The 14,134-nt window shown below is 36.6% G+C and carries 14 protein-coding genes; 2 read left to right on the top strand and 12 right to left on the bottom strand.

Annotated elements, in window-relative coordinates; genetic code table 11:
• Window positions 1–2: 2 nt before the first annotated feature.
• Both J0871_RS08715 and J0871_RS08710 read right to left on the bottom strand, forming a co-directional pair.
• The gene (locus J0871_RS08715; RefSeq protein ID WP_208224877.1) at window positions 3–1,373 is read right to left on the bottom strand and encodes an MATE family efflux transporter; all 1,371 of its coding nucleotides are present in this window, start codon (window positions 1,371–1,373) and stop codon (window positions 3–5) included.
• A gap of 82 nt (window positions 1,374–1,455) precedes the next feature.
• The gene (locus tag J0871_RS08710; RefSeq protein WP_208224876.1) at window positions 1,456–2,874 is read right to left on the bottom strand and encodes a M20/M25/M40 family metallo-hydrolase; all 1,419 of its coding nucleotides are present in this window, start codon (window positions 2,872–2,874) and stop codon (window positions 1,456–1,458) included.
• A gap of 232 nt (window positions 2,875–3,106) precedes the next feature.
• Here J0871_RS08710 and J0871_RS08705 point away from each other — a divergent pair, with 232 nt between their 5' ends.
• Entirely contained in the window at window positions 3,107–3,706 is a 600-nt protein-coding gene (locus J0871_RS08705; RefSeq protein ID WP_075326171.1) for a hypothetical protein, read from the top strand.
• A gap of 6 nt (window positions 3,707–3,712) precedes the next feature.
• Here the strand turns inward: J0871_RS08705 and J0871_RS08700 are convergent, their stop codons facing one another.
• The 7 genes from J0871_RS08700 to J0871_RS08670 form a co-directional block, all read right to left on the bottom strand.
• Window positions 3,713–4,879, bottom strand: coding sequence for a sigma-54 dependent transcriptional regulator (locus J0871_RS08700; protein ID WP_075326170.1), 1,167 nt, complete (start codon window positions 4,877–4,879; stop codon window positions 3,713–3,715).
• 1 nt (window position 4,880) lies between these two features.
• Window positions 4,881–5,789, bottom strand: a complete 909-nt coding sequence (locus tag J0871_RS08695; RefSeq protein ID WP_346014339.1) for a DUF6268 family outer membrane beta-barrel protein — start codon at window positions 5,787–5,789, stop codon at window positions 4,881–4,883.
• Window positions 5,773–6,714 (bottom strand): mechanosensitive ion channel domain-containing protein, encoded by a 942-nt coding sequence (locus tag J0871_RS08690; protein ID WP_208224875.1) that lies wholly within the window; start codon window positions 6,712–6,714, stop codon window positions 5,773–5,775. The genes J0871_RS08695 and J0871_RS08690 overlap by 17 nt, the downstream gene beginning before the upstream one ends.
• A gap of 3 nt (window positions 6,715–6,717) precedes the next feature.
• On the bottom strand, window positions 6,718–8,010 hold the full coding sequence (locus J0871_RS08685; protein WP_208224874.1) for an ABC transporter permease: 1,293 nt from the start codon (window positions 8,008–8,010) through the stop codon (window positions 6,718–6,720).
• Complete coding sequence (locus tag J0871_RS08680) at window positions 8,003–8,932, bottom strand: ATP-binding cassette domain-containing protein (protein ID WP_208224873.1); 930 nt, start codon at window positions 8,930–8,932, stop codon at window positions 8,003–8,005. The genes J0871_RS08685 and J0871_RS08680 overlap by 8 nt, the downstream gene beginning before the upstream one ends.
• A 308-nt stretch (window positions 8,933–9,240) precedes the next feature.
• The gene (gene dnaJ, locus J0871_RS08675) at window positions 9,241–10,368 is read right to left on the bottom strand and encodes a molecular chaperone DnaJ (protein WP_075326166.1); all 1,128 of its coding nucleotides are present in this window, start codon (window positions 10,366–10,368) and stop codon (window positions 9,241–9,243) included.
• Between the two features lie 30 nt (window positions 10,369–10,398).
• Window positions 10,399–10,992, bottom strand: coding sequence for a nucleotide exchange factor GrpE (locus tag J0871_RS08670; RefSeq protein ID WP_208224872.1), 594 nt, complete (start codon window positions 10,990–10,992; stop codon window positions 10,399–10,401).
• A 171-nt stretch (window positions 10,993–11,163) separates the two neighbouring features.
• On the opposite strand from J0871_RS08670, the gene J0871_RS08665 reads away from it, so the two are divergent.
• Window positions 11,164–11,832, top strand: a complete 669-nt coding sequence (locus J0871_RS08665; protein WP_208224871.1) for a YceI family protein — start codon at window positions 11,164–11,166, stop codon at window positions 11,830–11,832.
• Window positions 11,833–11,910: 78 nt separating this feature from the next.
• Here the strand turns inward: J0871_RS08665 and J0871_RS08660 are convergent, their stop codons facing one another.
• The 3 genes from J0871_RS08660 to J0871_RS08650 all read right to left on the bottom strand — a co-directional run bounded on the left by J0871_RS08660 (window position 11,911) and on the right by J0871_RS08650 (window position 14,066).
• Complete coding sequence (locus tag J0871_RS08660; protein WP_208224870.1) at window positions 11,911–12,813, bottom strand: TIGR01777 family oxidoreductase; 903 nt, start codon at window positions 12,811–12,813, stop codon at window positions 11,911–11,913.
• A gap of 70 nt (window positions 12,814–12,883) precedes the next feature.
• Window positions 12,884–13,558, bottom strand: a complete 675-nt coding sequence (gene mnmD, locus J0871_RS08655; RefSeq protein WP_208224869.1) for a tRNA (5-methylaminomethyl-2-thiouridine)(34)-methyltransferase MnmD — start codon at window positions 13,556–13,558, stop codon at window positions 12,884–12,886.
• A gap of 1 nt (window position 13,559) precedes the next feature.
• Complete coding sequence (locus J0871_RS08650; protein ID WP_208224868.1) at window positions 13,560–14,066, bottom strand: DUF4920 domain-containing protein; 507 nt, start codon at window positions 14,064–14,066, stop codon at window positions 13,560–13,562.
• Window positions 14,067–14,134: the final 68 nt, after the last annotated feature.

Here is a 14,134-nt window from a genome sequence, read left to right as displayed (position 1 = left end):
AATTATATTTTTGATTGAACAAGAATAGACTCTTGCAAAATAAGTTTTTTTGTTAAATAGTTAAATCGAATGTACAACATTAATGCCGAAACAGAGAGCCCGGCAAGGAGCCCAAGCCAGATTCCCATGCTTCCAAGATTTTCGGCTTTGCCAAAATACCAGGAAACAGGAAAGCCAATAATCCAGTAAGAAATAAAACAAATTACCGTAGGAATTTTCACATCCTGAAGCCCTCTTAAAGCCCCAAGAATAACCACCTGCAAACCATCACTAAGCTGAAATAACGCAGCTACCACTAACAATTGTGCAGCAAGTAAAATCACCTCGGCATTATCTATATAAAATGTAGGCAGCCAATCTTTAAGCAGAATAAAGCCTAAAGCAAATACTGCTTCTATTAAAAATACCAGCAGAAATGTTGAAAATGCAATTCTGCGTAAATCTTTAAAATTAGCAAGACCTTTTTGATTTCCTACTCTAATAGTAGCTGTAACTCCAAGTCCAACCGCGATCATAAAAGTCATTGAAGCGAGATTCAAAGCAATTTGATTTGCCGCTTGTGGATTAGTACCCAACAAACCGGCAAGGAAGACGGTAGCGGTAAAAATCCCAACTTCAAACAGCATTTGCAGGGCCGTTGGAAAACCGAGGTTTAATAATCTTTTAAAAACATCGGAGTTTAGAGATTCCTTTTTTCCCCATTTAAAGTATTCGGCAAATTTCTTTTTTCGTCTCAAAATTTCCCAAACAAACCATAACATAAAGAAACGGGAGATTAATGTACCTATTGCTGCACCTTCCAGCTCCAACCTTGGAAATATCCAGATTCCGTAGATTAAGAGGTAATTAAAAATCACGTTTACCACGTTAGCAATTAAAGTGGCATACATGGCATATTTTGTTTGCGAGAGTCCGTCAGCGAATTGCTTAAATGCCTGGAAAATCATTAACGGAATCATTGAAAACGCCACAATATTAAGATAGGGAATGGCAAGTTCTACCACCTCTGGCGGTTGATCTAAATAGTATAATACAGGTTTCGCTACGAGTAAAGTGAGAAAAAGAAGAATCCCATTAATAGTACATAAAATTACCCCGTGGTGAAAATAGCTTCTGCCCTTGTTTATATCCTGCGCGCCATCGGCTTCAGCAATTAAAGGTGTAATGGCAAAAGAAAAACCAATTCCTAAAGAGAGGGCTATAAAAACCAGCGAATTTCCCAGGGAAACCGCCGCTAGTGGTGCCGGCCCTAATTGGCCAATCATTAAATTATCTACCAGCCCAACTAATACATGGCCTAATTGCCCGAGCATTACGGGAAAGGCAATGTTTAAATTTTTGCTGAATTCTTGTGTGTAGGCGCTTAGCTGCAAAACATAATTTTAGGCGGCAAAGATAGTAGGATTTTGCTGCTCTAAAATTTAAATTGCGATAAAGAATAATTAAATTTTAAATCTAAAGTTTCTGATCTTTTTCCAGATTAATGCGCTTTATTCCATACTTATCTACTAAATAGATCAATGAGGTCATGGTAGCAGCTCCAAGTTCCAGCTCGCGTTTGTTTACATGCTCAAAAGTATCAGTTGCCGCGTGATGATGATCAAAATATCTTTGTGAATCTGGTCTTAACCCCGCAAGCACAATATCTCCCTTTTTCAAAGGACCAATATCGGCTCCACTTCCACCTTTTTCAAAATAATGAATTAGATAAGGTTCAAAAAGTGGTTTCCAACTTTCAATTTGCGCAAATTGTGCATCATCGGCTTCAAAAGAAAATCCGCGAGGAGTGAATCCTCCGGCATCACTTTCTAAAGCAAAAATGTGATTCTCGTTTTTACTATGTGCTACATCGGCATACTTATTCCCGCCGCGTAAACCGTTTTCTTCATTCATAAAAAGCACCACTCTAATGGTTCTTTTAGGTTTATAGCCGGTCTCTTTAAATAAGCGCAAAACCTCCATAGATTGAACTACACCCGCACCATCATCGTGAGAACCATCTCCCAAATCCCAGGAATCCAGGTGACCGCCAACTACCATAATTTCTTCCGGAAATTCGCTACCTGTTATTTCGCCAATTACATTGTAAGATTGTACTTCCCCGTGATTTTCTGAACTCAATTTAAAATAAAATTCAAGGTCTTTTTTCAGCTTTAAAATTCCGGAAAGATATTCGGCATCTTTAGTACTAATCGCCGCAGCTGGAATTCGTTTACTATTTGGTAAATTGCCATAACTCATTGAACCCGTATGCGGATTTTCATCTATTTTATGACTTAAAGAACGTACAATTACCCCGGCAGCACCGTATTTAGCAGCAGCTTCTGCCCCGGAATAACGCTGATCTACACACCCGCCGTACGCCTCAAAAGTTTGAATAAGTTCAGGATTCATTGGGCGATTATAAAAAACAATTTTGCCCTTTATTTCATCTTTATAATTTTCTAAATCTTCAATTCCCTGCACTTCTATCACATTTGCTTTTAAACCGCCGGTAGCAGTGGCAACAGAGCCCCCAAGAGCTGTTATACTTACTTCTGTAGTCATTCCCGGGCCGGTTTGTATATAAGCGTGTTCACGAGCTCCACGCGTCCATTTTGGAACCATAACTGGTTGTAGCCAAACCTTATCAAGACCAAGTTCTTCCAACTGTGTTTTAGTATATTCTACCGCTTTTTGCGCATTTAAGGAACCCGATAACCTACCTCCAATTTTGTTAGAAAGATGGTCCAGCCAATTGTAGGCTTTACCATTTACCAGCGCAGCAGAATATATCTCCCTAATTTTAAGAGAATCTTCTTTGGTTTCAGGAGCCTGTGCATTAAGATTTAGTGAAAGAAAGAGGCCAAAAAAGGCGAAAATGTATAATTTCATCGGGAAAATAGGATTTAAATTTTCAAGTTTTGACTGCTAAAATAAATATTCCTTTGGAAGCTTCTGTTTTAATTCTTTATAGTTTCTATAAAATTTGGAAAACAATTTGTAGCTACCTGTGTGATAACAAAGAATATGCCTTAAAAGTATTTGAATTTGCAGAATTTTAATCGACTTACTTTAAACCTAAAAAAAGATAAATTTTATATCTTCGCCGCTAAATTATAGCAGTTTGAACAAAGCAGAAAAAGAAGAGATAATTACCAAAGTTACCAGCCTTTTAAAGGAAATCCCGTCCTCTATGGATATTGTAAAAAAGGGAGGTAACCGTCACAAACGTTTTGAATATCTCGCCACACATATGGTAGAGAAGGCGATTGAAAAAGATGCTCTTATTATTTCTGAAAACCGAATGGGAATTGCTATTTTATTTAAAACCAGCAAAAAGGACGATAACTTCCTGAAAGATATTTGGAGCCAAATAGGTTTGGTTTTAAATGTTACCGGAATAAAAAACGCTTATCGTATTGTAAAAAACCAGAATTATATTAAAAAACAACGCCCACAAACCGGGGAATATCTTTACTGCTGGTTCTGGGGTATTTTGGCTGAATCTCGCGGTGCAGATACCCAGGTTGGTAAAGAAATGAAAGACGAATTTTACCGACAGGCAATAGAATATCAAATTCCACTATATGCTGAAACCAGAATGCGTAAAAACGCACTGGTATATCAACGATTTGGGTTTGAATTATTCCACGAATGGCAGCACCCAAGCGGTGATACCATGTATTTTTTAAGATATAATCCGCCGCCAAAAAAAATCGATTAAATTTTTCTAAAATTTGCTTCCGAAGAGTTTTACGTCTTCTTCAGTAATTTTATCGCCTCCTAAAATAATGAGCCGTTCTACAACATTACGAAGTTCACGTATGTTTCCGCGCCAGTCATATTCTTTAAGAGTTTTTAAGGCATCTTCGGTAAATTCTTTTTTACCCGAACCGTGTTCCGCAGAAATCTTTTCGCTAAAATAATCTATAAGTAAAGGAATATCTTCCCGGCGTTCGTTTAGTGATGGTACCTCTATTAAAATTACCGCAAGCCTATGATATAAATCTTCCCTAAACTTTTTGTCTTCTATTTCTTTTTTTAAGTCCTTATTGGTTGCCGCAACAACCCGAACATCTACTTTTATGTCTTTGCCGCTACCCACGCGAGAGATTTTATTTTCCTGAAGCGCTCGTAAAACTTTGGCTTGCGCCGAAAGACTCATATCACCAATTTCATCAAGAAAAATTGTACCTCCATTGGCAACTTCAAACTTACCGGCACGATCTTTATTCGCTGAAGTAAACGCCCCTTTTACGTGACCAAAAAGTTCACTTTCTATTAATTCTGAAGGAATTGCAGCACAATTTACCTCTACCATTGGCCCTTTTGAACGTTCACTTTTTTGATGTATCCAGTGAGCCACCAATTCTTTCCCTGTACCATTTTGCCCGGTAATTAGCACCCGGGCATCTGTAGGAGCTACTTTTTCAATAAGTTCTTTAATACGCTCAATCCCTTCTGATTGGCCTACCATTTCAAAATTCTTGCTAACTTTTTTCTTAAGCCGTGTATTCTCTACAACAAGCTCTTTGCGGTCTAGCGCATTGCGAACGGTGTTAAGCAGCCGGTTAAGATCTGGTGGTTTTGCGATATAATCAAAAGCGCCTACTTTCATCGTATTCACGGCGGTATCCAAATCTCCGTGACCAGAAATCATTACCACGGGAATTTCAGGTTTTATTTTCATGATGGCCTCCAGGACTTCTACTCCATCCATTTTGGGCATTTTAATATCACAAAGTACAAGATCATAATCTTCGTCTTTTATCTTTTCAATTCCTTCCAGGCCATCTACTGCTTCTTCAACTTCATAACTATCATTTTCTTCGGTAAGGATTTTAACTAAAACCCTTCTAATTGCTGCTTCATCTTCTATTAATAAAATACGTGCCATATTATAAAATACTAAATTTTAAGCCGCCACGGGCGTAGAATGTATTGTTTTCGTCTATTGTGTACAGGTCTTCCCTGTCTTTATCTCTTAATCTAATATCATTCATAACCGTATAACCGGCATAGGTATAAAATGCTATATTATCTGTGATATTATACTGGTATCCCAAACCGCTTAAAACTATGGTCATGGACATACTTTCTGCAAGCCGGTTGGCGCCAGGATTTGTTTGCGGATAAGGATTAAAATTTTGCTGAATATTAGCAAAAAATCCATCTAATGTTACAAAGCCCTGAACTTCATGTTTGTCGTTAAAATAATATTTAAGATTGGTTTTTGGTATTCCAAGCCCATAAGACCAATTTTCATCAAAACGCTTGTAATAATTTATTACTGGCAATGGAAACGGAAACCCGGTTGTAGTAGAATAACTAAGTCCTAAAATAAGTCGCCAGGGTTCTATGTAACGCTCATCTTCTTTAATTTTTATAAAATAAACCGACCCGGTGTAAATAAAATCGTCCTTAACCAACTCGCTGGTAGCGAAGTTAGAAGCAATTTTCACCCCGGTCTCAGCGCCAAAACGCCATAACTCGTTCATTTTAAAGGTGTAGCCTATTTTACCGGTAAACGATTGAAACCTATCCAGGTTATTAGTAGTAAAAGCTTCGCTATTTTTATATTTAAAATTTACGTTTCTATATTCTACTCCCGGAATTAAATAGGCTCCTTTTCCATTTAATTTAATAGGTAAATTAACAAAGGTCCTAAATCTACGAAATGAATTATCTGAATCTGACTGCGGAAAATAGGTATATTCTATTCGGGCTAAATCTGTAGTTTGGGACGTTGCCGGAAAAGTTACAGCTCCTAACAACAGGAAAGCCATAATTTTAAAGGTCTTCATCATTTTTAGATAAATTTTGGGTTAGGTTTTGGGTAGGATAAAAATGCACATCTCGCTGTGGAAACGGAATTGTGATGTTATTTTTCCTAAATTCTTCATCTATTTTAAATCTAAGCTCACTTTTAATTTTTGGGTCTACAAAGCTATCGGTTACATAAAAATGGAGTGAAAACACTAAAGAAGATGCCCCAAAATCGTCAAATAGCACAAATGCTTCAGGGCTTTTCACAATACTTTCGTTTTCACTGGCACATTTCAACAAAATATCTTTTACTTTTTGGGTGTCACTCCCGTAGGCCACACCAACCTGAACGCCTTCCCGCGTAGTTGCATGGTTTTGGGTATAATTATAAATTACATCGCTAATAAATTTATGATTGGGAATAATCATCACCTTATCATCCCTGGTAAGGGCACGGGTGGTTCTTAGTTTAATTTCAAAAACACGGCCTACCCTGCCTTCCATTTCAATAACATCTCCAACTAAGAGCGATTTATCTATAATTATAAAAACCCCTCCAATAATATCCTGAAAGAGCTCTTGTAAAGCTAAACCTATACCAACAAAAAGTGCAGCCGAAGCTGTTAAAAGTATGGTAATATTTATTCCTGCAGAGCTTAAGGTGATTAAGATCACTACTAAATAGACAAAATATTTTATAAACTTAAAAACGCTTATAAACTTCTGTTTGTCTCCCTTGGCCAGTTTACTTGTAATAAAAGCTCTAATTAACCTAAGAACAACACTGGTCACGATAAATGCGATAACTACCAGTAAAATAAGTCCTACAGTTATTTCTATTGGCGTACCACTAACCTCATATTTGAAAAGGATAAGATTCCAAAAGTCCACCAGGCTACCCCAGATATCTTCTTCCACCACTTCTAAGATCGCCTCTGATGTTTCTGATTTTTGCTGTTCCTGCATTCCCTAATATTTGAGCCATTTGAATAGTTCTTTGTAACTGGCTTTTTTACCATACATAAGAATTCCTACCCTATAAATTTTAGCTGCTATCCAAATTACTATAAAATTGGTAATAATTAAAAGTGCTACAGAAATTGCAAGTTCCCACCACGGCACTCCAAAGGGTATACGCATTAACATAACTATTGGAGAAGTAAGGGGCACCATTGAAAAAATAGTAGAAACTGTACCATGCGGATTTTCTATTACCGAAAAGAAACCCACATAAATGCCTAACATTAAAGGTAAAATTACCGGAAACATAAATTGTTGGGTATCGGTTTCACTATCTACCGCCGCACCAATTGCCGCGTAAATAGAACTGTAAAGAAAATAGCCTCCAATAAAATAAATAAGGAAAAATATAATTAAACTTAGAATTGGCAAATTAAGTACATCCATTACCAACTGGGCAATTTCGGGTTGTGCAATTTGCTCTACGGTTTCTAATTGAGATTTTTGAACGGTAAAAATATCTATACCTAACACGTAAAAAGAAGTCATTGCTAAAACTCCAGCTAATAATACCCAAATTGTGAATTGCGTGATTCCGGCTAAAGAGGTACCTAAAACTTTTCCCATCATAAGTTGAATGGGTTTTACTGAAGAAACAATAATTTCAATAATTCTATTTGTTTTTTCCTCAATAACACTGCGCATTACCATGTTACCATAAATGATAATAAACATCATTAATAAATATCCCGCAGCGCCACCAAAAAACATTTTTATATAATTAGACATTTTGGAAGTACGCTCTCCAGAGAAATTCTGAATTTCAATCCTTACCTCGGTTTTAGCTTCGTTTAATTGGTTTACATCAATACCTCGCTCAATAAGTTCTTCGCGTGTAAGCCTGTCGGCAATGGTTTTTTCTATGGCCTGGATAGTTCCTAAACCGGGAGATTCTTTTCCAAAAAACTGAACGCCTTGAAGATCTCTATTAATATTTTCAGGAATATATATAAGCCCGTAATAATCCTGTTCATTAACCATTTGTTTTGCTTCTTTAAAGCTCTTTCCAGAAAGGTCTAAATATTGAACCTGTTCCTGATCTTTAAATTCTGAAGCAAACATTTCAGTCTCATCATACAAACCAATAATGCGTTGTTCGCTGCTATTCAGCATACTTAAATAAGCGATAAGTGCGAACATCCCAACCAGAATTAGCGGACTTAAAAAAGTCATGATAATAAAGGTTTTATTCCTTACCCGCGCCAAATATTCCCGCTGAATTATAAGCTTTAAATTACGCATGTTGAGTTACGGTTTTTATAAAAATATCGTTTACTGATGGAATAACTTCTACAAAATGATTTATCCTGGCTTTAGCAAGAAGATAATTTAATAGCTGGTTAGGGGTTTCACCTTCTTTAAGCTGAATAGTTAATTTAAGATCGTCGTTTATACTTTTAAAATTAGTATTCCCAACCACGAATTTTTCTTTTAATTCTGCTAAAAGAGCGGTATCATTTTCTGTTTCCAAACCTACTTCATAGGTGTTAGATTTATATTCCCGTTTTATTTCTGAAACTTTTCCGTCTAATAATTTATTAGACAAATGAATTAAAGCCATATAATCACATAATTCTTCTACACTTTCCATTCGGTGGGTAGAAAAAAGTATAGTTGCTCCTTCTTCTTTAAGCTGAAGGATCTCGTTCTTAATTAAACCGGCATTTACGGGATCAAAACCACTAAATGGTTCGTCAAAAATCAACAATTTAGGCCTGTGTAAAACGGTGATAATAAACTGAATTTTTTGAGCCATTCCTTTAGAAAGTTCCTGGATCTTTTTATCCCACCAACCTTCAATTTGTAATTTCTTGAACCAGTATTCCAGGCGTTCTTTAGCTTCAGCTTTAGAAAGCCCTTTTAATCGAGCCAGGTAAAGTGCCTGCTCCCCAACTTTCATAGATTTATAAAGTCCGCGTTCTTCAGGCAGGTAACCAATATGCGCAATATCATTGGGGTGTAAGGGTTTACCATCTAGATAAACCTGGCCCTTATCTGGCATGGTAATTTGGTTAATTATACGTAGCAAAGTGGTTTTTCCTGCACCATTAGGGCCTAAAAGACCAAAAATACTACCACGCGGAATGGCTATTGAGACATTATTTAGTGCAGTAAAATTGCCAAATTGTTTGTAGATATTTTCTGCTACTAAAAGATTTTCCATATAAAAGTGTTGGTAAAAAAAAATAAAAAAGCTCGAGAGATAATTCACCGGGCATTCATAGCGAACAACTGTTTAATTTTCCGGGCAATTATGGCTAATTTTAATCTCCATTATCGAGTAAATATATTGAAATCACCCGAGAGATGTTTTGGATTAAGAAGAAATTATAACTTTCCAGACTGCTCTAAAAAACAAAACCCACCCTTAATAAATTAAGGATGGGAAAAAAATTGCTATGAAAAAGAAAAATTGTCACTAAAAGACTTAGTGATAATCAAATATATAAATTTTTTCTTAAAACCGGGGTTCTAAGAAAACATATCTTTAACTTTTTCAAAGAATGACTTATCGCTTTTCTCCGGATTCGGCTGGAAGTTCTCGTCTTCAGCCATTTTCTCAAAGAAATCGCGTTGTTCTTTATTTAAATTTTTCGGGGTCCAAACATTTACATGAACCAATAAATCCCCTTTTCCGTAGCCGTTAAGATTTCCAATTCCTTTTCCTCTAAGTCTAAGAATTTTTCCAGATTGTACTCCTTCTTCAACCTTTATTCTCACTTTTCCGGTTACGGTATCTATTTCTCTTGAAGAACCTAAAACAGCTTCAGACAAACTAATGTACAAATCGTAATGCAGGTTATCTCCTTCACGCTGCAGGCTATGGTGCTCTTTTTCTTCAATAGCTACCAACAAATCTCCTGGAACTCCATTTCCCGGAGCATCGTTTCCTTTTCCGGCAACTTTTAACTGCATTCCGTCTTCAACCCCAGATGGGATTTTAATAGAAACAGTTTCTTCTTTTTGTACCAATCCGTGCGCATCAGCCTCTGGCGGTCTATGGTCTATAATCTGTCCCGAACCGCTACAAGCTGTACAAGGCGATGCAGTTTGCATTCTTCCTAATATAGTATTGGTTACACGAGTTACCTGGCCTGTACCTTTACAGGTGGTACATGTTTTATAAGTGGTACCGGGAGCCTGGACTTTTCTTTTTACCTTAATCTTTTTCTCGGCACCATTAGCAATTTCTTCTAAAGTAAGACTCACCCTAATTCTAAGGTTGCTTCCTTTAGCACGTCTTTGGCCACCGCCAAAACCGCCACCAAAACCAGAGAAGCCTCCGCCACCGCTGAAGCCACCTCCAAAGATGTCTCCAAACTGGCTGAATATATCGTCCATATCCATTCCGCCGAAGCCTCCGCCTCCGCCGCCACCTTCAAATGCCTGGTGGCCAAACCTGTCGTAACGGGCTCGTTTATCTTCATTGCTAAGTACTTCGTAAGCTTCAGCCGATTTTTTAAACTTTTCTTCAGCCTCAGCATCTCCCGGATTCTTATCTGGGTGATACTTAATGGCCATTTTTCGGTATGCTTTCTTTATTTCGGCGGTTGAAGCATTTTTACTAATGCCTAATATGTCGTAATAATCTTCTTTCATGGTCTCGTTTTGCGAATTCTAAAAAAGCTTTTATTTGCCGGTTACAACCTTTGGATACCTAATAATACGATCTCCCAATTTGTAACCTCGCTCTACTACATCAACTATCTTGCCTTTAAGCTTGTCTTTAGGTGCTGGTATTTGGGTAATAGCTTCGTGAATTTCAGAATCAAAGGCATCGCCTTCTTTTATATTCATTGCCTCAAGCCCTTTACTGTTAAGCGTTTCCTTAAATTTATTGTGAATAAGTTCTACGCCCTGTACTAAATTTTTATCACCAGATTTTCCAATTTCTTTTAAAGCCCTGTCAAAATCATCTAAAACTGGCAACATGGCGGTCATTACCTCCTGGTTGGCAGTTTTAAAAAGCTCTAAACGCTCTTTAGAAGTTCTTCTTTTGTAATTTTCAAACTCTGCAAAAAGACGTAAAAATTTATCTTTTTCTTTCTGAAGATCTTCTTTTAGCTTTTCTTCCTCAGTAAATTCGGGCGAGTCGTCATTGTTATCCTCGTTTTCCTTTTCACCTTCTACCTCGTCTATAGCTTCATCTATAGCATCTTCAATTTGATCTTTAACAGGTTGGTCCTGTTGCTCTTCTCTTATATCTTCTTTCTTGTTGCTCATTTTTATGCATTTTAATACAGCCTCAACGGGTCAAAATCATTGCCAATTATGATTCGGTGTCAAAATGTCACTACCCAATAATTCTTAAAATTATTTAGTAAATATTTAGCATTAGGGTGTATGAAGTTTATGTAATTTTGCAGACTAAAATAAAACTAAATTTTAACACAAATGAGAAAATTAATTTTAAGCACTTTTGTAATTGCAGCTATTTTAACTGCGGTTGTAGGATGTAAAAACGATAAAAATAAAGCAGAAACTTCTGAAGCTAAAGATGCAGCTACTGCTCAAGCTGAAGCTATGGAATTTTCAGTAGATACTTCGGCTTCTACTATTGAGTGGAAAGGTAGCAAACCTACAGGTGAGCATACTGGTACTATTAAACTTGCTGAAGGTACTTTTAGTGCTAATGACAGCATTATTGAAAGCGGAAATTTCGTTATTAATATGCAGTCTATTAATGTAACCGATCTTGAGGGAGACGATAAAAAAGATCTTGAAGCTCATTTAATGGGAACTGTAGAAGGTAAAGAAGGAGATTTCTTTAACGCTACAAAATATCCTGAAGCTACTTTTGAAGTAACGGAAATTACTGAAGAAAACGGACAGAAAATGTTATCTGGTAACCTTACAATAAAAGAGGAAACAAAAAATGTTACTTTCCCGGTTAGCATTAACCAATCTGATGATAGTATTGAAATCACCAGTGAAGAATTCACTATAGACAGAACAAACTGGAATGTGAATTTTGGTTCTAAATCTGTTTTTGATGGACTTGGAGACAACTTTGTAAGTGACGATATTACTTTAAAAGTTAACCTTAAAGCTAATAAAGCTTAAGAAGATTCAAGATTTGAATACAAAAAAAAGGCTGCCAAATTTGGCAGCCTTTTTTAATGTTTAAAAACTTCAGGAACCCTAAATTAAATCTTCCAGGGCTTTAGAGAGGTTTACATACTTAAAAATATAACCTTCCTGTTCTATTTTATCACTACTCACCAATTGACTGGACAAAACCAGGCGGGACATTTCTCCCAGTACTAATTTAAGTGCTACTTTAGGAACATTAGGCAGCCAAACCGGTTTTCCCATTTGCGAGGCCACTTCGTTAACCAGTTCTTTATTAGTAACAGGATTTGGTGCTACAGCATTATAAACGCCGGTAAGCTCTTTTTCTAGAGCGAACATAAATATTCCACTAATATCGTCTATATGAATCCAGGATTGCCACTGTTTCCCGTTTCCCAATGGAGAGCCTACATTAAAATTTACGGGTTCTTTTAATTTTTGGAGCATTCCGCCGTTTTTAGCAAGAACAAGTCCTATTCTAATTTTAGCTACTTCAATGCCCAGGTCTTTAAAGTTATCTACAGCTTCTTCCCATTTTACCACCACTTCTCCTACAAAAGAATCATCTACACCCTGGTCTTCTTCAGTATATAATTTCTCTAGAGAACTTGGGTAAATACCTATGGCACTGGCTGAAAGCAGGTTTTTTACCTCGTGCTCATTTTCCTGTAAACAAGTGTAAAGTAAATTTGCCGTTTCGGTACGGCTCTTTAAAATTTTCTTCTTTTGTTCTGGCGTCCATCGTTCTGCAATACTGGCACCTACAAGATTTATTATAGTATCAACGCCTTCTATGGCCTTACTGTCTATTTCATTCTCGTTAGGATTCCAATAAAAACCCTTATAGTCTGTTTTGTTTTCCAGCTTGTCTTTACTGGTAGAGAGGTAATGAACTTCTATTCCTTTTTCCCGACACAACCGACTAATTTTAGATCCAATTAAGCCGGTAGCTCCTGTGATTAATACTCGCATTTTTCTTTACAAGATAGCAACAAGTATAAACCTCAACTAAAGTTTATCACCTATTTAACAGCAAAATAGCCTACTTTTTTAATGCTCTTAACATTTCTCGTTTACCTGGAGGCCCGGGAAGCCTTTCAACTATAAAACCTGCAGTTTGCATAGCTCTTCTTACACTGCCTTTTGCCGAATAAGTAACTAAAACCGAGTTACTTTTCATCCCAGCAAACATTCTGGCAAAAATATCTTCTGTCCACAATTCGGGTTGAACCCTGGCACCAAAGGCATCAAAAAACACTAAATTATATTTGTTAATATCTTCAATTTCTTCAAAGCGCTTCTGTTGTTTTTCAAGCTGAAAATTTTCTGAAATATCTACTTTATTATTCCACGGAATTTCGTGCATGCGTTGAAAAGTTTCTATTTGATTTTCTGCGGAAAGCATTTCGGCATAATTCAGGGCTTTTATTTCAGAAGTTGAAACGGGATAAGCTTCTACCCCAGTGTAGTCTATCTTTAGCTGAAGCTTTTGAGCTTCCAAAAAAGTAATAAACGCATTTAGGCCGGTACCAAAACCAATTTCCAAAATAGCGGGATTTTTTTCCTTATTTAGTCCAACCCAGTATTCCAGGCCCATTTTTATAAAAACGTGCCGGGCTTCCTGTATTGCACCGTGTTTGGAGTGGTATTGCTCATCCCATTCGCTTAAATGAATAGTAACCGAGCCATCGCCGGTTTTTATAATCTTTCTTTCCACATTATTCCTTTAAAAGTACTCCATTCGCAATAAACGCCCTGGAAACCTCAGGGGAAGTAATTGCTGCTATTTCTGCTTCAGATTTCCCTTCATCCTCGGCATAATGTTTTTGATCTTCAATAGACATTTGGTTTATAAAAGCTTTTCCTTCTACAATCACATCGGTATTTTCGCTGTCTTTGGGTACAAAAAATCCATAATCTTTAAAAGTTACTCTTACATCTTCCCCTTCAGGAAGTTCTAAAATCATCCAGCAACCTTTCTTTTTACAAACATTATTGATTTTTGAAGTAAATTTTAAATCTAAAGTATCACCGGGTTTTAGGGAATTGAATTTATTAAGAGCTTCGCTGGCAGAAATAGCACTTTCTGAGTTTATTTCGGCTCCAAAAGAATTATAGGAAGTAGTATTCTTTTCAGCTACAACTTCTGTCTCTTTATTAGATTTTTCATTTTTACAGCCTATAAATATTAAGGATAAAGCCAATATAGCGGCGAATTTTTTCATTTTCCTATTTTTAGTTAAAACCTTGCAGGTAAACAAATTTACCAAAACTTTAGATTTTGATTCTGTTT

It is taken from the genome of Salegentibacter sp. BDJ18, assembly GCF_017579965.1.
Classification (GTDB): domain Bacteria; phylum Bacteroidota; class Bacteroidia; order Flavobacteriales; family Flavobacteriaceae; genus Salegentibacter.
Note: the sequence above shows the minus strand (reverse complement) of the source record. Positions and strands in the feature narration are given on the sequence as shown.